Below are 20,438 nucleotides of genomic sequence, written 5' to 3' on the forward strand. Positions count from 1 at the left end.
GCTGCTCCTCCGGGGTGAGCGGGTGGGTGGGGTGTCAGGGGACGAGGACGACCTTGCCGCGGGCCTTCCCGCGGTGGACGAAGTCGACGGCGTCGGCGGCGTCGCGCAGGGCGTACGCGGCCTCGACGGACGGGCGCACGCGGCCGTCGGCGACGTGGGACAGCACGGTCGCGAGGTCCTCGCGCCTCGGCGTGGCGAACAGCGGCCGGAGCCGCTGCGCGACGAAGGGCGAGAGGATGGCGGCCGCGGCGAACCGGCGCATGCCGGTGAGCGTGCGCGCCTTGCCGCCGCCGACGACGATGTAGGCGCCGCGGCGCGACGCGAGGCGGCGGGCGCGGGCGAGCGGGATCCGCCCGGCGAGGTCGACGACGAGGTCGTAGCCGCGGAGCGCGGCGACGTCCTCGACGGCGTAGTCGACGACGTGGTCGGCGCCGAGCGACCGGACCAGCTCCACGTTGCGGGTGGAGCAGACGCCGGTGACCTCGGCGCCGGACGCCGCGGCGAGCTGCACCGCGAACGATCCGACGCCGCCGGACGCGCCGAGGACGAGCACGCGCCGCGCGGTCTCGATGCCGCCGGCCTGGAGCGCCTGGAGCGCGGTGACCGCGGCGGTGGGCAGCGCCGCCGCCTCCTCGAAGGTGAGCCCCTCGGGCTTGGCGAGCAGGGACGATGCGTCGGCGAGCGCGTGCTCGGCGAAAGCGCCGACGGCCCAGCCCACCACATCGTCCCCCGGCCTCCAGGCCGTGACATCGGCGCCCACGGCGACGACGGTGCCGGCGACGTCGGTGCCGGGGACGGGCCGCTTGGGGCGGGTGAGCCCATAGGAGAGGCGGGCCGCGTAGGGCAGGCCCGCGATCGCGAGGCCGTCGCCGCGATTGATGCCGGCGGCGCGGACGCGGACGACGACCTGGTCGTCTGCCGGCGCGGGGATGTCGACCGTGCGGTGCCGCAGCTCGGCGGGCGAGCCGTAGCGGTCGAGCTGGACGGTGCGGGTGGTGGTGGGTGCTGTGGTGTTCATGCCCCTCACGCTAGGAACCGGCGAAGGGCCTGGTCTTGGCATCCGGGGCCGTTCCATTGACCGTTGCGGCCACCCCCGCACTAGGGTGGATCAACCCGCGCCCGAGGACCCCGAAGCGGAGGGATCGCATCGTGACGAGCGTCCGGAGCTCCGTCGTGAGGATCGTCGCGCGGGTCGCGAGCGCCCCGGTCCCGCCGGAGGAGCTGCTGGCAGGCCTCGGGCTGTCTCCGGACGCGGACGCGCAGCGCGCCGCGCAGGAGCGGGTCGAGGCGGACGACTACTACGACGTCCTCGAGCGTGCGACCCTGCCTCACGACGACGGGCTTCCGTACCGGTACGGCGCGCTGCTGCGGCCGGACGACCTCAGCGCGCTCGGGCTCGGCCTCAAGACGGCCGACACCCTGCGCGACGCGCTGCGCCGGCTGGTCCGCTACATCGTCCTGCTGAGCGATTCGCTCGAGTACGCGCTGGTCGACGAACCCGGCGACGTGACGACGCTGACCCTGTCGCGACCCGCGCCCCGCCGCGGCGCGAGGCTCGCGAACGAGTGCGCGTTCGCGGCGGTGATGACGATGCTGTCCGAGGCCGCCGGGCGCCGGGTGGTGCCGCGGGCGGTGACCTTCCGCCACCCCCGGCCGGCCTCGATCACGGAGGCGCACTCCTACTTCGGGTGCCCGGTGACGTTCGACGCCGGGCGCAACGCGATCGAGTTCGACGCCGCGACGCTCGCGCTCCGCGGTCGGCTCGCGGACCAGGGCCTGTCCTCCTTCCTGCTCGCCCACCTCGAGGAGCTCCGGTCGCAGGAGGGGGAGCGCTCGCTGGTCGACACGGTGCACGCGACCATCACCGACCTGCTGCCCGACGGGCCGCCGACCAAGGCGGTCATCGCGCGCCGCCTCGGCATGAGCGAGCGCACGCTGCACCGTCGCCTCGCCGAACAGGGCGAGACCTACCAGTCGCTCACCGCCCGGGCGCGGCGCGAGGGCGCGGAGGCGCTGCTGGCGGACTCGCGCCACTCGCTCGCGGAGGTCGCCTTCCTCACGGGCTTCTCCGACCAGAGCGCGTTCCAGCGGGCGTTCAAGGGCTGGACCGGGCGCACGCCGGCGTCGTTCAGGAACGACGCTCTGCCGGCCTCGTGACGCGCGCGGCGCCGCATCGTCCGACGGATAAGTTAACCAAGATTCACCTTCGTGCTATCGTGCCGACATGACGGCTCTCAAGGCTGAGCGTCGACACGAGCTCGACGCGCTCGACACCGGCGCCCTGCGCGAGGGCGCCAACTGGTTCATCACGCTGGCCGGCACCGCCAACGTGATCTGGCAGCTGTCGCTGCCCCCGGTCGCCTACGGGGTGATGGAGAGCACGGGCCCGGGCGCGCTGTTCCACGACCCCAAGCGACGCATGCGCACCACCATCGGCTACATCGCCGTGACGATGCTGGGGTCCGCGGAGGACCGTGCCGCCTACCGCGCCGCGACCAACCGCTCGCACGCCCCCGTGAGGTCGGAGCCGGGAGCGCGGGTGCCGTACCGCGCCTTCGACCCGGAGCTGCAGATCTGGGTGGCCGCGTGCCTCTACCGCGGCGCCGAGCACGCCTACGAGCGGGTGCGCGGGCCGCTCACCGGGGACCTCCGCGAGACCTTCTACCGCCAGGGCATGGTCTTCGGCACCACCCTGCAGATGCCGCCCGAGGCCTGGCCGGCCACGCGCGACGACTTCGAGACGTGGTGGAACGCGATGTCGGAGCGCCTCGCGATGGACGATGCGGCGCGCGCCTACCTCTGGCGCGTGCTGCGCCTCGAGTACCTGGGCCGCGAGGTGCCGGCGCCGCTGATCCGCTGGCGCGTGCGGATGACCGCCGGATACCTGGGGCCGCGGTTCCGCGAGCTCATGGAGCTCCCGTGGGACGACGACGAGCAGCGCCGCTTCGACCGCTTCAACCGGCGCATGGCCGCCTTCCAGCGCGCCGTCCCGCGCGCGATGCGGGAGGCTCCGCTCAGGCGTCCGCTGCGGGATTTGCGCACGAGGCTCGCCGCGGGCCGGCCGCTGTTCTGAGAGGGCGCGGCGCACTCAGGCGGCGACGGATGCCCTGCCGATCGTCGAGAACCGCTGGTGGAGGCGGTGCCGGGTCCGCACGAACGCCTCGCGGGACGCGCCCGCGACCACGAGCCCGGCGTCCGTGAGCGTCACGGTGACGCCGCGCCGATCCCCGGAGACGTCGCGCTCGCGCCGGATGAGGCCGTCGTTCTCGAGGCCGTCGAGCAGATAGGTCACGCCTCCGGGACTGAGCCGCAGATCATCCACCAGCGCGGAGGGGCGGCATGCGCCGTGCAGCCGGATCGCGTTGAGCGCCAGCAGGCGGTGTCCGCGGATGTGCTCGAAGCCGCGCTCGCCCAGGATCGCCCGGGTCACGTCATGGAGGTCGAGACCGGTCTCGGCGACGAGCGCCGCCAGCTCGAGCGCGCTGGCCGGCGCGCGCGACGGCGCGGGCGCGGGCGCCGGGGAGGACGTCGACACCGTGCTCAGCTCCGCGATCTCGCGGGCGAGCGCCGCCGACTCCGAGAAGAACGCCGCCAGCCTCGCGTCCGCCTCGCGGAGCCGACGGGCGCCGCGCAGCGTGAGCCGGGCGACGCGGCGGCGATGGTCGGCCTCGTCCGTGCCCAGCTCGAGCAGGCCGTGGTCCTCCAGGGAGCGCAGGAAGCCCAGGAGGCGACGACGGTCCATGCGCGCGATCGGCGCGAGGTCCGCGACCGCGTGCGGCTCGCGGTCGGCCAGCGAGACCAGGGCGGTGAACTGCCCGTTCTCGACGATCTCGGTGCCGAGGACCTCGTCGACGGCCGCGGTGAAGAGGGTCGAGTACTCGTCGACGCGACCGATGAGGAGGTCGAGGCTCTCGTCCCCCTCGTCGGCGTGCGTCATCGCACCATCCTACGGCGACAGCGCCCTAGTGAACGCCTGTCGAAGACGCCCGCGTGGCGCCGTTCCCGCTAGTTGTTGCGCTGCGGGTTGACGCGCTTGATCCAGTCGATGAGGTCGTTGCTGGAGCGCGTCTGGAGCCATACGCGACCCGGCCCGGTGAAGTCCGTCACCAGACCCTCGCCGCCGAGGATGGTCGACTTCCAGCTGCCGGCCTTCCTCACGCTGAACTGGACCGAGTCGTCGAAGGCGACCACGTGGCCCGTGTCGAGCGTGAGCGTCTCGCCGGCCGCGAGGGTGAAGCCCTGGATCGCGCCGTAGGAAGCGAGCAGCAGCTCGCCGGCCCCGGTGCAGCGCAGCAGGATCAGACCCTCGCCCGAGAAGAACGACTTGCCGCCGCCCCACTTGGAGTCGACCTGGATGGACGGGTCCGACGCGATCCACGAGCCCGACTGGACCAGCAGCGCGCCGGTCCCGTCGAGGGTGACCTCGGCCATGTCGCCCGGCAGGGTCGCAGCGACGCCGACCTGCCCGCCCGAGCCCGAGTGGAAGTCGTTGACGAAGAAGCTCTCGCCGCCCAGCGAACGCTTGAGCCCGCTCATGAACCCGCCACGCGTCGAGGTCTCCATCGAGACGTCGCCGCGCGTCATCGCCATCGCGCCCGCCTCGACGCGCACCGAGCCTCCCGGCGGGACCGTGATGGTCCCCATCGCGAAGGCCGGTCCGGCGGTGATCGTGACGTCCATGTCCGTGCTCCTTAGATCCCTGGTTCTCTTCTTACGCGTCGCGGCGGCTCATCGCGACCGATGCGGCGACGCACGCGCCGACCGACCACGCGAGCAGCACCGCCGTGCCACCCACGATTCCCAGATCGTCCGACGTCGCGCCGAAGGCACCGGCGCTCACCATCGAATCCGCGGCGCCGCTGGGCAGGTACGACGTGATGTGCGCGACCCACTCGAAGCCGAAGAACGCCGCGAACGGCAGCACGATCAGCACCACGATGACGGCCGTCACCGCGATGCCGCTCGTGCGCACGAGCGCGCCGATCCCGACCGCCATCACCGCGGTCATGATGCACGCCGCCGGCACCCCGATGAAGATCTGCCACGTATGCCCGAGCGTCCAGTCGATGGTCGCGCCCGCGCTGCCGTGCTTCGCGAGCACGATCGCGGTGTCCACCATCGTGACGGCGATCGACACGAGGCCGGCGAAGACCGCGAGCGCGGTCGCCTTGGCCGCGAGCCAGAGGTTGCGCCGCGGCACGACGGCGAACGACACACGGAACATGCCGGAGCTCCACTCCCCGGTCGCCTGCAGCGCCGCGTGGATCGCGAGGATCACCCACGGCATCAGGATCCCGCCGGCGATCGTCATGACCGTCCACTCCGCCACGGTCGCGTCGGCGGGAGCCGCCGCGCTCGAGGTCACGAGCATGAGGGCGCTCAGGCCCAGCGACCAGAGCGCGACCCAGACGAAGCCGCGGGTGGTCGTGAGCTTGAGGAGCTCGGCGCGGACGGCGCCTCCGAACGTCAGCTTGGCGGTGTCGACGGCGATGCTCACTGGAGCGCCCCTTCCTTCTCGGCGGCGTGGTACTCGACCGCATCGGCCGTGAGGCTGAGGTAGGCCTCCTCCAGGGTCGCGTTCGTCTTGACGAGCTCGTGAAGGTCGAGGCCCGCGCCCACGGCGAGCTGCGCGATGCGCGCCGGCTCCAGGCCGTCGACGACGAGCGCCTCGCTCGTGCTGGTCGCCTGGCCGCCCTCGGCTGCGACGAGGCGCGCCAGGTGCGCATCGTCCGACGTGTTGACGGTGACGGACCCCGAGGCGGCCTGCGCGGTGAAGTCGGCGATGGTGCCCTGCGCGAGGATCTTGCCGCGGCCGATGACGACGACGCGGTCCGCGGTGAGCTGCACCTCGCTCATGAGGTGGCTCGACAGCAGCACGGTGCGCCCCTCGGACGCGAAGTGGCGCGCGAGGTTGCGCACCCACAGCACGCCGTCCGGGTCGAGGCCGTTGACAGGCTCGTCCATGATCAGGGTCGACGGGTCGCCCAGCATCGCGGTCGCGATGCCCAGGCGCTGCCCCATGCCCAGCGAGAAGCCCTTCACCCGCTTCTTCGCGACGGTGTCGAGACCCGTCATCTGGATGACCTCGTCGACCCGCTTCGGGGAGATGCCGTGCGTGGCGGCCAGGATGCGCAGGTGGTTGCGCGCCGTACGTCCGGGCGTCACGGACTTGGCCTCGAGCAGCGCACCGACCGTGCGCATCGGGGCGACGTGCGCGGTCAACGGCTTGCCATCGATCGTGGCCGTGCCGGCGTCGGGGCGGTCCAGGCCCATGATCATGCGCATCGTCGTCGACTTGCCGGCGCCGTTGGGGCCCAGGAAGCCGGTGACCGAGCCGGCCGGCGCGGTGAACGAGATGTCGTCGACGGCCCTCTTCGAGCCGTACGTCTTGGTCAATCCGGCCACTTCGATCACGGCGTGACTCCCCCTTCATCCTGCGTCGATGTACGCCACACGCTAGACGATCCGGGGAGTTTCCGACAGAGTCGAAGTAATTCGGAACCTGCTCAGATATGGACGGTGCGCCCAGGATTCTCGCCGGGGACGATGCGCGCGGGCCGGCAGCGAACCCGTGGCACGCCCGACGTCACGCGGCGGCGTCGAAGGACTCGGCGTCCACCTCATCGGACTGCGCGGCGTTGTACCGCGGACCGGACACCGTGGCGGTGTCGATGAGCGCCCCGGCGCGCTCCAGCAGCGCCGGGTCGACCGCGAGCGATTCCGCGGCCTGGTTCTCGCGGAGATGGTCGAGGCTCGTGGTGCCGGGTATCGCCACCACGTGGGGCCCGCGCGACAGCACCCACGCGAGCGCGAGCTGCGCCGGCGTGCAACCGGCCTCGGCCGCGAGCGCGTGCCACTGCGGCAGCAGCGCGGCGTTGGCCGGCCAGTGCTCCGGTTGGAAGCGCGGCATGTTCCGCCGGATGTCCTTCGGCGCGAGATCGTCCGGATCCGCGACTCCTCCCGCGAGGAAGCCGCGCGCCACGGGCGAGAAGGCGACGAGCGCGACCCCGGCCTCGCGGGTCGCCTCGAGCATGCCGAGCTCGGGGTTGCGGCTCCACAGCGAGTACTCGTTCTGGACCGCGGCGATGGGCGCGACCGCGAGCGCCTCGCGGAGGCGCGCGACCGAGACCTCGGAGAGCCCGATCGCGCCGATCTTGCCGGCCTCGACCGCCTCGGCGAGCACGCCGACGCTCTCGCCGATCGGCACCGTCTTGTCCCAGCGGTGGAGGTAGTAGAGGTCGATGTGGTCGACGCCCAGGCGCGACAGCGAGGCGTCGACCTGGGCGCGCACGGTGTCGGGCCTGCCATCGATCGTCTTGACCCCGTCGACCATCGCCATGCCGCACTTCGAGGCGAGCACCGCATCGTCCCGCCGTCCCTGGAGCGCGCGGCCGACGAGCTCCTCGTTCCGGCCGCCGCCGTAGAGCGTCGCGGTGTCGAGGAGCCGCACGCCCTCGTCGAGGGCGGCGCGGAGCATCCGCTCGCCGTCCTCGGGCGACGGCGCGACACCGTAGGCGTGGCTGAGCTCCATGCAGCCGAGGCCCATCCGCGGAAGGATCACGCGAGCTGCTCCTCCAGCTGCCCGAGCACCCGGTAGCAGTCGATCACCTGACGCAGCGAGGAGTTGGGCTCGCGGCCCTCGCGGATCGCCGCGACGAACTCGCGGTCCTGCAGCTCGATGCCGTTCATGCTCACCGCGACCCGCGACACGTCGATGGGCTCCTCTCGCCCGTCGACCAGGTCGTCGTAGCGGGCGATGTACGTGCCGGTGTCGCCGATGTAGCGGAAGAACGTGCCGAACGGCCCGTCGTTGTTGAAGGACAGCGACAGCGTGCAGATCGCGCCGGACTCCGCCTTGAGCTGGATCGACATGTCCATGGCGATGCCGAGCTCGGGGTGGATGGGCCCCTGGATCGCGTTCGCCTGGACGATGCGTCCCGCCTGGTAGGCGAAGAGGTCGACGGTGTGCGCGGCGTGGTGCCACAGCAGGTGGTCGGTCCACGAGCGCGGCTCGCCCTTGGCGTTGGTGTTGGTGCGACGGAAGAAGTACGTCTGGACGTCCATCTGCTGGATGCCGAACTCCCCCGCCGCGATCCGCTGGTGGACCCACTGGTGGGACGGGTTGAAGCGGCGCGTGTGGCCCACCATCGCGACCAGGTCCGACGCCTCGGCCGCCGCGAGGGCGGCCTCGGCGTCGGCGAGCGAGTCCGCGAGCGGGATCTCGACCTGGACGTGCTTGCCAGCCGCGAGCGCCGCCTGCGTCTGGGCGGCGTGGAGCCCGGTCGGGGTCGCGAGGATCACCGCGTCGACGTCGTCGCGCTCGAGCACCTCCTCGTACGACAGGAGCGCCGTGGGCACGCCGTACTTCTCGGCGACCGCCTGCGTGGGCCCGGGCCGCGTACCGCTGACGACGGTCACCTCGGCGTCCTCGATCTGCGCGAGGCCGTCGAGGTGCTTCATCCCGAAGGCGCCGGCGGCGCCGACGACGGCGATGCGGGTCGTGGAAGCGGTCATGCATGGACCTCCTGCGGCAGCGCCTCGGCGGCGGGTGCCGGCTGGGCGACGGGGTTGCTCAGCACCAGGTGGCCCACCGCGGTGTTCGAGGCGGGCACGTGGTAGAAGCGGTGGTCGACGCTGGGGGCGCCGCCCTCGAACTGATCATCCATGGCGCCACGGGCGATGAGCCAGTCGACGAGCTCGATGCCCTCGGAACCGGCCTCGTCGACGTACTCCATGTGCGGCCACTGGGTCAGGCCCAGCGGGTCGGCGATGAGGTGGTCGAGGAAGGCGTTGTCCCACTCCTCGTTGATGAGGCCGGCGCGGGGGCCCTGGAGCTGGTGGCTCATGCCGCCGGTGCCCCAGATCTGCACGTTCAGCGGCTCCCCGTCCCACTTGTCGAGCGCGCGGCGGATCGCCTTGCCGAGCTCGTAGCAGCGGCGTCCCGAGGGGACGGGGTACTGCACCACGTTGACGGGCAGCGGGATGATCTTGCACGGCCACTCGTCGACGTCGCCGAAGACGAGCGACAGCGGCACGGTGAGCCCGTGGTCGACCACCATCTCGTTGACGAGGGTGAGGTCGAAGTCGTCCTGGATCACCGACTGCGCGATGTGCGCGGCCAGCTCGGGGTGGCCGTAGACGTCCGGCACCGGGCGCGGGCCGTAGCCCTCGTCCGCGACCGGGTAGTGCGCGCCCGTGCCGAGCACGAACGTCGGGATGATCGTCGAGTCGAAGGCCGTGGCGTGGTCGTTGTAGACGAGGATGATCACGTCGGGCGTGTTCTCCTTCGCCCACGTCCGCGTCCACTCGTAGCCGGCGAACATCTTCTTCCAGTACGGCTCCTCGGTCTTGCCGAGGTCCATCGCGGCGCCGATCGCGGGCACGTGCGAGGTGAAGAGCGCCGACGTGTACTTCGCCGGTGCGTCCTCGCGCATCGTCGTGGCCTTCTCGTTCGACGGCGGGGTCCACCCGTCGAGGTCCTTGAGGCGCACGCCCTCGGGGCGCCGGCCGCCGCCGATCATCATGTCGCGGTACGCGGCCTCGCTCATGCCGGTCATCGAGCCGGCCATCTGCTGGAAGCTGAGGCCGTGCGTCGCGCCGATCTTGCTGAGGAAGTAGATGTTGCCGCCCTCGGCCATCATCGCGTTGAGGTCCATGTCGAGCACCGCCTGCCGCTGGGCGGGCGTCAGCGGCCACTCGTCGAGGTACGCAGCGCGGTCCGCGAGGTAGCGCTCGCGGTTCTCGGGCTTCATGAGCGACATCGAGAACTGGTTGAGGTGGAACCCCTTCCGCGCCTGCTCGGCGTCGAAGATGATCGTGCCGGGGATGTCCTTGTAGGGCTTGTCGAGTGACATCTCATGCTCCTTCCGGCCAGTACAGGCGCTGGGGGTTGTCGACGAGCAGCTTCCGCTGCAGCTCCGCCGTGGTGGCGATCTGCGGGATGTGGTCGACCAGCAGCCCGTCGTCGGGCATGTGGTCCTTGAGGTTGGGGTGGGGCCAGTCGGTGCCCCACAGCACGCGGTCGGGGAACTCCTCGACCACGCGTCGGGCGAACGGCACCACGTCGGTGTAGGCGTGCCGCTCGCCGTCGAGCGCGCGCGGACCGGTGACGCTGAGCCGCTCGGGGCACGACACCTTGGTCCACACGTTCGGGTTCTCGCGCATGAAGCGCAGGAAGAGGGCGAACTCCGGCCCGTCCACGTCCTTGGTGACGTCGGGGCGGCCCATGTGGTCGACGACGACGTCCGTGGGGATGCCGGAGAAGAACTCGTAGAGGTCGGGAAGGTCCTCGGCCTCGAAGTAGATGACCACGTGCCACCCGAGCGGCGCGATCTTCGCGACGATCTCGTCGAGCGAGTCGGTGGGCACCCGGTCGACCAGCCGCTTGACGAAGTTGAAGCGCACGCCGCGGACGCCCGCGGCGTGGAGCTCGGCGAGCTGCTCGTCGGTGACGTCGCGGCGGACGGTCGCGACGCCGCGGGCGCGGCCCTCGCTGCGCTGCAGCGCGTCGACGAGCGCGCGGTTGTCGGCGCCGTGGCAGGTGGCCTGCACGATGACGTTGCGGTCGAAGCCCAGGTGGTCGCGCAGCGCGAACAGTTGCGCCGCCGAGGCGTCGCACGGGGTGTACTTGCGCTCCGGGGCGAAGGGGAACTCGCCGCCGGGCCCGAAGACGTGGCAGTGCGCGTCGACCGCTCCCTCGGGGAGGCGGAACACGGGGGTCGCGGGGCCGTCGTACCAGTCGAGCCAGCCGGGCGTCTTGTCGAATCCGCCCGTGGTCTCGCCGTGGCGCGCCGCGACGGGGGCGTCAGGGCCGGGGCTGTCCTTGATCACGTGTGGCGTCCTTGTCACTCGCGGGTCTCTCTACCGCCGACTCTAGGCGCGCCCTCAACTGTGGTCCAATAGATTCGAGCGTCTCGCCCCATAGATGGGATTGATGAATGGCACCGGCCGATCTCAACCAGCTGCGCACCTTCGTGGTGCTCTACGAGATGCGCAGCCTCACCGGCGCGGCCGACCGGCTCCACGTCACGCAGCCGACCGTCAGCTACACGCTCGCGCGGCTGCGCAAGCGCTTCGGCGACGACCTCTTCCGCCGCGAGGGTCACGTGATGGCGCCCACCCCGCGCGCGACGCAGCTGTTCGGGCCGCTGCACGAGGCGCTCGCCCAGATCGACGCGACCGTGACCGACAGCGCCGCCTTCGACCCCGAGGGCTTCGACGGCGAGCTCACGCTGGGCCTCACGTCGATCGGCGAGCAGACGTTCCTGCCGCCGATCATGGCGGCCCTCGCCCGCGCGAGCGCCTCGCCGCACCTCGTGGCCAAGCGCCTCGATGCGGAGGCGGCCGAGGAGGAGCTGGTGCGCGGCGCGATCGACGTCGCGCTCACCGTGTCGGTGATGGACACCGCGCGCCTGTGGCGCACGCCCGTGCGCGGCGTCGAGTGGGTCGCGCTGACGTCCCGCGCGCACCCGCTGCCCCCGACGGGGCCGGGGATGTTCGAGGGACGGCGCTTCATCCGGGTATCGACGCGCGGCGGCCACGTGTTCCCCCGGCAGGCGCTCGTCGAGCACGGCCTCACCCCGCAGGTCGCGCTCACCGTGGAGGAGCACTCGACCGTGCCCGCGGTGCTGGTCTCGACCGACCTCGTCGCACTCCTGCCCCGCCACGTCGCCGACGTGTTCTGCGGGTGGTTCCCGTCGCTCGAGTCGGCGGACCTGCCGTGGCCCGGCGCGAGCACGCCGGTCGCGCTGTACACCCGCCGCGAGATGAACCTCTCCCCCGCCCAGCGGTGGTTCCGCCGCCTCGTGCTGCACGCGGTCAGCAGCGGCGAGTTCACCGACGACGCTCAGCGCTGAGGGCGGTTCCAGCTCGCCCGCGCGGGGAACATCGGGCTGCGCACGGGGATGGTCCACGACGAATGCGGGTGGACGGTGAGGAGCGCCCGCTCCCACCACGCGCGCGCCTCGTCCGACAGGCGCGGGAGCACGGCGTCCTTGTCCGCATCGTCCTCCGGCCGGGGGCTGAAGCACTTCCACACCAGCTGCACCTCGGGCGCGCCCGTCGGGATGCCGTCGAGGTCGAGCACCGCGCGGTCCCAGGGCAGCTGCAGGCGCGCGTCCCGGCGGTACACCCACACCCGCGGCGCGCCGTCCTCGACGTTGACGCGCAGCACCCAGGCCGCCGCATCGTCGCCCCAGACGAGCACGGGCTGCAGGTCGGCGTCGTCCGCGGCGTCGGCGATCGGCATCACCCCGTCGCCGTCCGGAACCCAGGCGCTGTACCCGGCGGGCAGCGCGCCGAGCAGGGCAGGCAGGTCCGCGGCGGTGGTGCTGACGTCGATGTTCCCGCGCTCACGTATCGGGGAACCGAGCCAGCGGTCGAGGGCCGCCCCGCCCGACAGCCACCAGCGGGCGCCGCTCGACCCGAGGAGCCCCGCCACGGCCTCGGCGGTGAGGGGTGCCCACGCGGAGGCGGGAGAGGGGGTCGCCGGCGACATGGTCCGAGGCTACTCCCGCGCGCTGTGGCATCCTGCCGCCGTGGCCAACTCCCCCTCCGGCGACTCGGTGACCGACCGGCTCGTGCGGGTCCTCGAGACCTTCACGCCGACGCGCACCGTGCAGACCGCGACGGAGATCGGGCGCCGCGCCGGGCTGCCCTCGTCCACCGCGCATCGGGTGGTCGGCGAGCTCGTCGATGCGGGCCTGCTCGACCGCGACGCGGAGGGTCGGATCCGCGTGGGCGTGCGGCTGTGGGAGCTGGCGACGCGCTCCTCGCTCCCGCTGCGCGTCCGGCAGGCGGCGCTGCCCGCGATGGAGCGGGTCCAGGCCCGCGTCCGCGAGCACACGCAGCTGGCGATCCTCGAGCAGGACGAGGCGCTGTTCCTCGAGCGGCTGAGCAGCCCCGAGGCCGGCGCGAACATCACCCGGGTCGCCGGACGGCTGCCGCTCCACGCATCGTCCTCGGGCCTGGTGCTGCTGGCCTTCGCGGATGCCGCACTGCAGGAGCGCGTGCTGTCCCGCCCACTGCGGAGGCTCTCCCCGCGTACCCCCACCGATCCGGCGGCGGTGCGCCGCAAGCTCGCGGAGGTGCGCCGGCTGGGGCACGCGATCGCGCCGGGGTACATCGAGGAGGTCTCCACGGGCGTCGCCGTGCCCGTGCGCGACGACTCTGGGCGTGCGGCCGCCGCGCTCTCCGTGGTCCTGCCGGTCGACGCGCCGCCCGGGCCGGCGCTCGAGGAGCTGCATCGAGCCGCGCGCGACGTCGAGCGCGCGCTGGCGGGCCACGACCGTCGCAAGTAGATTCCCATTCAACGGGAGTTCGAGTCCGTCGGGCGACGGCCCGACGGACAATGGCGTCGCGTCTTGTCAAAGGAGACATCATGACCACGACCGTGCGCACCCGGGTCGCCATCGTCGGCGCCGGCCCCGCAGGCCTCGTCCTCTCGCACCTGCTCGCCTCGTCCGGGATCGACTCGGTCATCCTCGACCAGCGCTCGCGCGCGGACATCGAGCAGACCATCCGCGCCGGCATCCTCGAGCAGGGCACCGTCGACCTCCTGGCCACGATCGACGGCTCGCGCGTGCATACCGTCGGGCAGCGCCACGACGGCATCGAGCTGCGCTTCGAGGGCGAGGGCCACCGGATCGACTTCCCCGGCCTCGCCGGCAGGTCCGTATGGCTCTACCCGCAGCACGAGGCGCTCAAGGACCTCCTCGCGGCCCGCATCGGCGCTGGCCAGGACATCCGCTTCGGCGTGACCGCGACGGCGGTCGAGGGCGCCGACGGCGACCGCCCGCGCATCGTCGCGGTGGACGATGCGGGGGTGCCGTTCGAGGTCGAGGCCGACTTCGTCGTCGGCGCCGACGGCTCGCACTCGGTGGTGCGCAAGGCGATCAGCGGCTCCCACGGCGGCTTCTTCCGCGAGTACCCGTTCGCGTGGTTCGGCATCCTGTGCGAGGCGGCGCCGAGCGCGGAGGAGCTCATCTACTCGAACTCGCCCGACGGCTTCGCGCTCGTCAGCCAGCGCTCCGCCACGGTGCAGCGCATGTACTTCCAGTGCGACCCGACCGCCGATGCGGACGCGTTGAGCGAGGCGCAGATCTGGGAGACCTTGCAGCGGCGGGTGCCGGGCACGACGCTGGTCGAGGGGCGGGTCTTCCAGCGCGACGTGCTGCGCTTCCGTTCGTTCGTCGCGCGCGACCTGCGCCGCGGCCGCGTGGCGATCGTCGGCGACGCGGCCCACACGGTGCCGCCGACCGGCGCGAAGGGCATGAACCTCGCGGTCGCCGACGTGATCCTGCTGGCGAGGGCGCTCGAGGCGCTGCTGCTGCGGTCCGACGAGGCGCCGCTCGACGGGTGGGCGGAGGCCGCGCTCGTCCGGATCTGGAAGGCGCAGCACTTCTCGTGGTGGATGACGAGCATGCTGCACGTCGCCCCCGAGGCCTCCGAGTTCGACCGCCGACGTCAGCTGGGCGAGCTGCGGTCGGTGGTGTCCTCGGAGGCGGGACGGACCTATCTCGCCGAGGGCTACACGGGGTGGCCGTTGGGTTGAGGCTCGTGGGCGGCCGACCGCACCCTTGCTCCCGTCGCCCTGCACCCCCGCCCCCACGCTCCCGTCGCCCTGCACCCCCGCCCCCACGCTCCCGTCGCCCTGCGACCCGCCCCCACGCCCCCTGTCGCCCTGTGAGGCACTCCGTGCTCAACGGGCCTTCCGAGCGCCTCGCGGGAGGTGGTGCAGCACCACCGTCCGGTGTGGTGATCGGGCTCCTCGGCGCGTGCACGTCGGGCGCGCTCAGGTGCATGTCGTGTTCGCGAGTTTCAGGAATCGCTTGAACAGCGCAGCAGGCAACCGGTTCCATTGCCCGCTGCGCGGGGCTGTTCAAGCTCTCGCTGAAATACGCGGAAGCGACGTGCGCGCCGGCACATCGACACGCGCGAGCGCCCACGCGCTGGGGATCGAGGAGCAGCAGCGCCCCGCGCGACTCGGTTCGGGCAAGTGGCGGGCCAGTGGCTCGACCGACCCTGGCCGCCACCTGATTTTCGTATTACGATATTCGTGTGGACGAGCGAGAGACCATCGACGGCATCCCCATCACCGAGGAGCAGATCGAGGCGTGGGCCGCTGAGGCGGAACGCGGCTACGACGTGAAGGCGCTCAAGAAGCGCGGCCGCGGACGCCCTGGCCGTGGCGCGGAAGCCTCCCAGGTGATCGCACTGCGCCTCACTCCGGACGAGGTGGCCGCATTGGATGCTCGGGCCGCGCGCGAGCACAAGACGCGGTCAGAGTTGATCCGCGAAGCCCTGACCGCACTCGACGCGTGAAGGTCCATCGATCCGCACTGAAGCACGGCATCGCGGCCGAAGACGCCATCCGCGCGGCCGATTGGCCGATCCGGATCGAGGATCTGGATGATGACTCTCCAGCCCGCCAGCTCCGCCTTGGCTTCGACACCCGGGGCCGACTCCTCGAGATCGTCGTCCTCACGTTCGACTCGGGCAACGAGCTCATCATCCGTGCGATGAGGGCCCGTCCGCAGATGCTGGACCTGCTGCCCTGAGCGCTACTCGCCACCCCACATCAGTCTTCTGCGCCGCCCGGCGGCAATTGCTCGGGAAGACGCCATCGGGCGCGGTCGCCCGGGCGTCGGGAAATACGTCTGCGTAGGGCTTGCCCGCCAGCGCGGCGATGAGAAGGTCGTACTGGTGGGTCTCCGCCCCGGGCGCATCGGGCGCGCTCAGGTGCATGTCGTGTTCACGAATTTCAGGAATCGCTTGAACAGCGCCGCGGGCAACCGGTTCCATTGCCCGCTGCGCGGGGCTGTTCAAGCTCTCGCTGAAATACGCGGAAGCGACGTGCGCGCCGGCACATCGACACGCGCGAGCGCCCACGCGCGGGGGATCGAGGAGCAGCAGCGCCTCGCGCGCGAGGAAGTGCGGAGCCGGGCCGCCGGACAACGCAGAAGGCCCGGTCTCTCGCGAGACCGGGCCTTCCGGAACGAGCCGCCTGTGGGAATCGAACCCACGACCTATTCATTACGAGTGAATCGCTCTGCCGACTGAGCTAAGGCGGCGAGTGCCCCTCGCGGGACACCGGCGTACCCCTGAGGGCACGGAAAGACATGATAGCGCCTCAGCAGCGCTTTCCCGAAACCGGCATCTCGCCACCCACCAGGTACCCGTCGACGGCGTCGATGATGCACTGGTTCGAGCGCCCGTACGCGGTGTGCCCCTCGCCCTCGTAGGTGAGCAGCGTGGAGCTCGCGAGCTGCTCGGTGAGCGACTCGGCCCACGCGTACGGCGTGGCGGGATCGTTGGTTGTGCCGATCACCAGGATCGGCGCGGCATCGTCCGCCGCCTCGAGCGCGGTCACCGGCTCCTTCGCGGTCCACGGCCAGCCGTCGCAGCCGAGCGTGTCGGCGAACCACCAGCCGAACGTGGGCGACGCCTCCTCGATCGTCTCGCGGAACGCGTTCGCCTCCTCGAGGGTGACCGGCTCGGTCTCGAGGTTGTCGACGCAGCTGATCGCGGTGAACGCCCACTGCGAGTTGGAGTTGTACTCCTCGCCGTTGGTGTCCTTGTCGAGGTAGAAGTTGGCGAGCTGGAAGAAGATGTCGGCCGTGCCCTGGCGCAGCACCTCGTCGAGCCCGGCCTCGAGGTAGACCCACGAGCCCTCGTCGTACATCGTGATGACCATGCCGTAGACCATGAGGTTGCCGTTGACCGGGTCGCCGTCGAGCGACTCGAAGCCCACGTCCCGCGCCTGGATCGCGATGTCGTAGACCTGCTGGCGTGCCTGCTCGGGCGAGCCCGAGAGCGGGCACGTGTCCTGATCGAGGCACCAGTCGATGAAGTTCATCAGCGAACCCTCGAAACCGCTCGCCTGCCCGGCGGCGAACTCCTCGCCCGGCAGCAGGAAGTCGACGGCGCCGTCGAGCACCATGCGTCCCACGTTCTGCGGGAACAGCTCCGCGTACACCGCGCCCAGCTGGGTGCCGTACGAGTACCCGAGGTAGTAGAGCTCGTCGTCGCCGAGCACCGCCCGGATCACATCCATGTCACGCGCCACCGACGAGGTGTCGACGTTCTCGATGAGCGGTCCGCTGAGCTCGCGGCAGCCCTCCGCGAACTCCGCGGTGATCTGGCGCGCCTCCTCGAGGGCCGCCTCCGTGTCGAGCGTGCGGTCGGTGAGGTAGTACTCGTCGATGACGTCGGCGTCGCCGCACGCGAGCGGCGTCGAGTCGGCCACGCCCCTGGGGTCGAAGCCGACGATGTCGAAACGCTGCACCACGTCCTCGCCCGCCGAGGTCACGACGCCCTCGGTCAGCTCCTTGCCGCTGCCGCCGGGCCCGCCCGGGTTGATGAGGAGGCTGCCGATCCGCGCGTCCTGATCGAGCGCGGGCCGCCGGTTGAGCTCGAGGTCGATGGTCGAGCCGTTCGGATCGCTCCAGTCGACGGGCACCTGGATGGTGGCGCACTGGAGCCGGCCACACGAGTCCCACACCACCTCCTGCGCGTAGACCGCGGCGTCCTCCGGAGCGACGTCATCGGCCGGCGCCTCCGACAGGAGGCCCGTGACCGAGGGGTCGGACGGCTCGATCTGCGTGCGGTCCGGCGTGCAGGCGGCGAGGAGGGACGATGCGGCGATGAGGGCGGCGATCGCGGCGAGGCGGCGTCTCATCCGGCCACCCTAGCGACGGCTCGGGGTGCGGGGTCGCAGGTCGAGCGCCATCGCCTCGAGCGCGAGCAGCGGTGCGACGTTGCCCGCGAGCCGCTCGCGCGCGGTGCCGAGCGCGTCGAGGCAGCGCATCGTGTCGGCGAGCGTGGTGCGCGCGGCGAGGTCGCGGACATGGCCCTCGTGCGCGAGGTTGACGAGCTGGACCGCCGCGCCGGTCTGGGCGACGGCGACGTCGCGGTAGAGCGACATGAGGTCGGTGATCGCGCGATCGAGCACGTCGCGCTTGTGACGGGTGGCGCGCCGCTTCTGGTGCTCCTCGAGCTGGCGCAGCTGCGCCCGCAGCGCGGGCGGGATGCGCCCGCCGTCCTCGACACCGAGGGTGGTCATGAGCTGCGCCTTCTCCTCGGCGTCCCGCTCCTCGGTGGCCGCCTTCGCATCGGTGTCCGCGACCTCGACGAGGTCCGCGGCGGCGAAGATCGCGTCGCCCACGCCGCGGATGTCCGTGGCGAGCGCGAGGACCTGGTCGCGGCGGGCGCGCGCCTCGGGGTTGCGCGCGAGGCGCCGGGCGATGCCGATGTGGCTCTGGGCGGCGAGCGCGCATTCGAGCGCGAGCCCGGGCTCGACGCCGTCGCGCTCGGCGAGCAGGCGGGCGACGTCCTCCGGGTCGGGGGTGCGCAGCCCGACGATGCGGCACCGGCTGCGGATGGTGACGGCGACGTCCTGCGGGCTGGGCGCGCACAGCACCCACACGGTGCGCGGCGGCGGCTCCTCGATGGACTTGAGCAGGACGTTGGAGGTGCGCTCGGTCATCCGGTCGGCGTCCTCGACGACGATGACGCGCCAGCGGCCCTGGCTGGGCGAGGTCGCGGCGAGCCCGATGAGGTCGCGGACCTCGTCGATCGAGATGGTGACCTTCTCGGTGGCGACGAGCGTGACGTCCGCGTGCGAGCCCGACAGCGCGGTGGTGCATGCCCGGCACTCGCCGCAGCCGCCCCGCTCGCACTGGAGCGCGGCCGCGAAGGCGCGCGCGGCGTACGAGCGCCCCGAGCCCGGTGGTCCGGTGATGAGCCACGCGTGGGTCATGGAGCCCGGGTCGTCGATCGCGGCGCGCAGCGGCCCGACCTGGCGCTCCTGGCCGACCACCTCGGCCCACACGCTCACGGCGTGCCCCACGGCTCGACACCGAGGTCCGACCCTGCCGCCGCATCGGCCTCCCGCGCGGCCTTGGCGGCGATGGCCTCGAGCACGGCGACGACCACAGAGCCCTGCACCGTCTCGACGGGGCGGGCGGCGTCGACGACGGCGTAGCGGCCGGGGTCGAGCGCGGCACGCGCGAGGAAGGCGGCACGCATCTCGGCGGCCTTGGCGATGGTCTCCCGCTCGACGCGGTCGAGGTCGCGGCTCATGCGCGAGGAATCGGGCTCCATGTCGAGCACGATCGTGAGGTCGGGCAGCAGCCCCTCGGTCGCCCACAGCGAGATGCGCTCGACCTCGTCGCCGAGGCCGCGGGCTCCTCCCTGGTAGACCACGGACGAGTCGAGGTAGCGGTCCTGCAGGACCACGGCGCCGTCCTGGAGCGCGGGCCGCACCTTGGTCGCGATGTGGTGGGCGCGGTCGGCGGCGTAGAGGAGGGCCTCCGCGCGCGGCGCGACGTGGTCGCCGTGCATGATCGCCTGGCGCAGCTCGACTCCCAGCGGGGTGCCGCCGGGCTCGCGGGTGGTCACCACCTCGCGTCCGCCACCGGCGTCCGACCGCAGGTACTCCGCGAGCAGCTCGACCTGCGTGGTCTTGCCCACGCCGTCGGCTCCTTCGAACACGACCCAGAAGCCCGGAAACACCATGGGATGAATCTACCGGGAGGCTCCGACGCTCCTCGCCCGGGACGATGCGCGACCCCCCGGAGAACCCGACGTGACCGCATGCTTCCCCCGGGGTCGCGCAGGCTGTACATTCTGCTTGCCCGGCACCGCATCTCCGCAGGTGACACCGGGCTTTTCTTGACTCTGAGGGGAACCCACGTGCATCACCGCACCCTTGCGACGGCCGCCGGCGCGGCCGTCGCCACCGCCGCCCTGCTCGGCTCCGCGACCGCAGCCTCGGCGACCGACGACCCCGAGATCCACGTCGGCATCATGGCGCTCCTGGTCGCCCCCAGCGAGGACTTCCTCATGAAGATGCTGCTTGTCGACGACGTGGTCGTCGGGGACGGCCCGGAGCTCACCGCGGCCGACGTGCTGCCCGAGTCCGACGACGTGTGCGGCGACCTCGAGGTCGACATCGACCTCGTCGCGAGCACGGTCACCGTCACCGGCGCGGGCGACGAGTGCGAGGTGATGATCGCCGCGATGTCGGTGTTCTTCTACAACGGCCCGGTGCTCGAGGACGTGTCGCTTGTGAGCGATGGGCTCTTCGGCGAGAGCGACCTCTTCGCCGGCGTCGAGTCCTACGATTTCGGCTTCGATGCCGCCTGGATGAACCCGGCGCTGTTCGAGGCCGAGACCTTCGAGGAGCTGCCTCCGGGCGGCATCCTCGGCGGCAGCTCCGTCTTCGCGCTGACCTTCGGCGAGGACCTCATCGAGGACCTCTTCGAGGAGATCCCCGACGTCGAGGACGACCCGAGCGTGGGCGAGTTCCTCGAGGACGCGGCGGCCGAGGAGACGGTGGTCGAGGCGGAGGCCGAGGCCGCGGCGCCCGTCGCGGCGACGCCGACCTTCACGGGCTGACGAACGCGAGGGACGATGCGCCGCCCACCGGGCCGCCGCAT

General features: G+C 72.0%; 21 protein-coding genes and 1 tRNA gene. 8 read left to right on the plus strand and 14 right to left on the minus strand.

The window, feature by feature from the left end:
- Positions 1–34: 34 nt before the first annotated feature.
- On the minus strand, positions 35–1,018 hold the full coding sequence (locus QQX09_RS10800) for an NAD(P)-dependent alcohol dehydrogenase (protein ID WP_301134517.1): 984 nt from the start codon (positions 1,016–1,018) through the stop codon (positions 35–37).
- A 131-nt stretch (positions 1,019–1,149) separates the two neighbouring features.
- Between QQX09_RS10800 and QQX09_RS10805 the strand changes: the two genes are divergently transcribed.
- Both QQX09_RS10805 and QQX09_RS10810 read left to right on the plus strand, forming a co-directional pair.
- On the plus strand, positions 1,150–2,157 hold the full coding sequence (locus QQX09_RS10805) for an AraC family transcriptional regulator (protein WP_301134519.1): 1,008 nt from the start codon (positions 1,150–1,152) through the stop codon (positions 2,155–2,157).
- 67 nt (positions 2,158–2,224) lie between these two features.
- Positions 2,225–3,073, plus strand: a complete 849-nt coding sequence (locus QQX09_RS10810) for an oxygenase MpaB family protein (RefSeq protein WP_301134521.1) — start codon at positions 2,225–2,227, stop codon at positions 3,071–3,073.
- Positions 3,074–3,088: 15 nt separating this feature from the next.
- Here QQX09_RS10810 and QQX09_RS10815 read toward each other — a convergent pair whose 3' ends face one another.
- The 8 genes from QQX09_RS10815 to QQX09_RS10850 all read right to left on the minus strand — a co-directional run bounded on the left by QQX09_RS10815 (position 3,089) and on the right by QQX09_RS10850 (position 10,830).
- The gene (locus QQX09_RS10815) at positions 3,089–3,937 is read right to left on the minus strand and encodes a MarR family winged helix-turn-helix transcriptional regulator (RefSeq protein WP_301134524.1); all 849 of its coding nucleotides are present in this window, start codon (positions 3,935–3,937) and stop codon (positions 3,089–3,091) included.
- 68 nt (positions 3,938–4,005) lie between these two features.
- Positions 4,006–4,680, minus strand: coding sequence for a TIGR00266 family protein (locus tag QQX09_RS10820; protein ID WP_301134527.1), 675 nt, complete (start codon positions 4,678–4,680; stop codon positions 4,006–4,008).
- A 31-nt stretch (positions 4,681–4,711) separates the two neighbouring features.
- Positions 4,712–5,497 carry a hypothetical protein gene (locus QQX09_RS10825; RefSeq protein WP_301134530.1) on the minus strand — a complete coding sequence of 262 codons (786 nt, stop codon included), beginning with the start codon at positions 5,495–5,497 and terminating at the stop codon, positions 4,712–4,714.
- Positions 5,494–6,414 carry an ABC transporter ATP-binding protein gene (locus QQX09_RS10830; protein ID WP_301134533.1) on the minus strand — a complete coding sequence of 307 codons (921 nt, stop codon included), beginning with the start codon at positions 6,412–6,414 and terminating at the stop codon, positions 5,494–5,496. The genes QQX09_RS10825 and QQX09_RS10830 overlap by 4 nt, the downstream gene beginning before the upstream one ends.
- A gap of 172 nt (positions 6,415–6,586) precedes the next feature.
- Complete coding sequence (locus tag QQX09_RS10835) at positions 6,587–7,561, minus strand: aldo/keto reductase (protein ID WP_301134537.1); 975 nt, start codon at positions 7,559–7,561, stop codon at positions 6,587–6,589.
- Positions 7,558–8,514, minus strand: a complete 957-nt coding sequence (locus tag QQX09_RS10840) for a Gfo/Idh/MocA family oxidoreductase (protein WP_301134540.1) — start codon at positions 8,512–8,514, stop codon at positions 7,558–7,560. Before QQX09_RS10840 ends, QQX09_RS10835 begins: the two co-directional genes overlap by 4 nt.
- Positions 8,511–9,854, minus strand: coding sequence for a protocatechuate 4,5-dioxygenase subunit alpha/beta (locus tag QQX09_RS10845; RefSeq protein WP_301134543.1), 1,344 nt, complete (start codon positions 9,852–9,854; stop codon positions 8,511–8,513). The genes QQX09_RS10840 and QQX09_RS10845 overlap by 4 nt, the downstream gene beginning before the upstream one ends.
- A 1-nt stretch (position 9,855) precedes the next feature.
- Entirely contained in the window at positions 9,856–10,830 is a 975-nt protein-coding gene (locus QQX09_RS10850) for an amidohydrolase family protein (protein WP_301134545.1), read from the minus strand.
- A gap of 107 nt (positions 10,831–10,937) precedes the next feature.
- Between QQX09_RS10850 and QQX09_RS10855 the strand changes: the two genes are divergently transcribed.
- Positions 10,938–11,855, plus strand: coding sequence for a LysR family transcriptional regulator (locus QQX09_RS10855; RefSeq protein WP_301134548.1), 918 nt, complete (start codon positions 10,938–10,940; stop codon positions 11,853–11,855).
- Here the strand turns inward: QQX09_RS10855 and QQX09_RS10860 are convergent.
- Positions 11,846–12,496 carry a nucleotidyltransferase domain-containing protein gene (locus QQX09_RS10860; RefSeq protein ID WP_301134551.1) on the minus strand — a complete coding sequence of 217 codons (651 nt, stop codon included), beginning with the start codon at positions 12,494–12,496 and terminating at the stop codon, positions 11,846–11,848. The two genes, QQX09_RS10855 and QQX09_RS10860, sit on opposite strands and share 10 nt — an antisense overlap.
- Before the next feature lie 40 nt (positions 12,497–12,536).
- On the opposite strand from QQX09_RS10860, the gene QQX09_RS10865 reads away from it, so the two are divergent.
- The 4 genes from QQX09_RS10865 to QQX09_RS10880 all read left to right on the plus strand — a co-directional run bounded on the left by QQX09_RS10865 (position 12,537) and on the right by QQX09_RS10880 (position 15,557).
- Positions 12,537–13,298, plus strand: a complete 762-nt coding sequence (locus QQX09_RS10865; protein WP_301134553.1) for an IclR family transcriptional regulator — start codon at positions 12,537–12,539, stop codon at positions 13,296–13,298.
- 80 nt (positions 13,299–13,378) lie between these two features.
- Entirely contained in the window at positions 13,379–14,551 is a 1,173-nt protein-coding gene (locus tag QQX09_RS10870; protein ID WP_301134555.1) for a 4-hydroxybenzoate 3-monooxygenase, read from the plus strand.
- Positions 14,552–15,057: 506 nt separating this feature from the next.
- The gene (locus tag QQX09_RS10875) at positions 15,058–15,321 is read left to right on the plus strand and encodes a ribbon-helix-helix protein, CopG family (RefSeq protein ID WP_301134557.1); all 264 of its coding nucleotides are present in this window, start codon (positions 15,058–15,060) and stop codon (positions 15,319–15,321) included.
- Entirely contained in the window at positions 15,318–15,557 is a 240-nt protein-coding gene (locus QQX09_RS10880) for a toxin (protein ID WP_301134559.1), read from the plus strand. The genes QQX09_RS10875 and QQX09_RS10880 overlap by 4 nt, the downstream gene beginning before the upstream one ends.
- 440 nt (positions 15,558–15,997) lie before the next feature.
- On the opposite strand, the gene QQX09_RS10885 is transcribed toward QQX09_RS10880, so the two are convergent.
- The 4 genes from QQX09_RS10885 to tmk form a co-directional block, all read right to left on the minus strand.
- Positions 15,998–16,070, minus strand: a tRNA-Thr gene (locus QQX09_RS10885).
- A gap of 59 nt (positions 16,071–16,129) precedes the next feature.
- Entirely contained in the window at positions 16,130–17,677 is a 1,548-nt protein-coding gene (locus tag QQX09_RS10890) for an alpha/beta hydrolase (RefSeq protein WP_301134561.1), read from the minus strand.
- A 9-nt stretch (positions 17,678–17,686) separates the two neighbouring features.
- Positions 17,687–18,835, minus strand: coding sequence for a DNA polymerase III subunit delta' (locus QQX09_RS10895; RefSeq protein WP_301134562.1), 1,149 nt, complete (start codon positions 18,833–18,835; stop codon positions 17,687–17,689).
- Positions 18,832–19,515, minus strand: a complete 684-nt coding sequence (gene tmk, locus QQX09_RS10900; protein WP_301134564.1) for a dTMP kinase — start codon at positions 19,513–19,515, stop codon at positions 18,832–18,834. Before tmk ends, QQX09_RS10895 begins: the two co-directional genes overlap by 4 nt.
- Positions 19,516–19,692: 177 nt before the next feature.
- On the opposite strand from tmk, the gene QQX09_RS10905 reads away from it, so the two are divergent.
- Complete coding sequence (locus tag QQX09_RS10905) at positions 19,693–20,397, plus strand: hypothetical protein (RefSeq protein WP_301134566.1); 705 nt, start codon at positions 19,693–19,695, stop codon at positions 20,395–20,397.
- Positions 20,398–20,438 lie beyond the last annotated feature (41 nt).

This window comes from Demequina litoralis (assembly GCF_030418455.1).
GTDB classification, from domain to species: Bacteria; Actinomycetota; Actinomycetes; order Actinomycetales; family Demequinaceae; genus Demequina; species Demequina litoralis.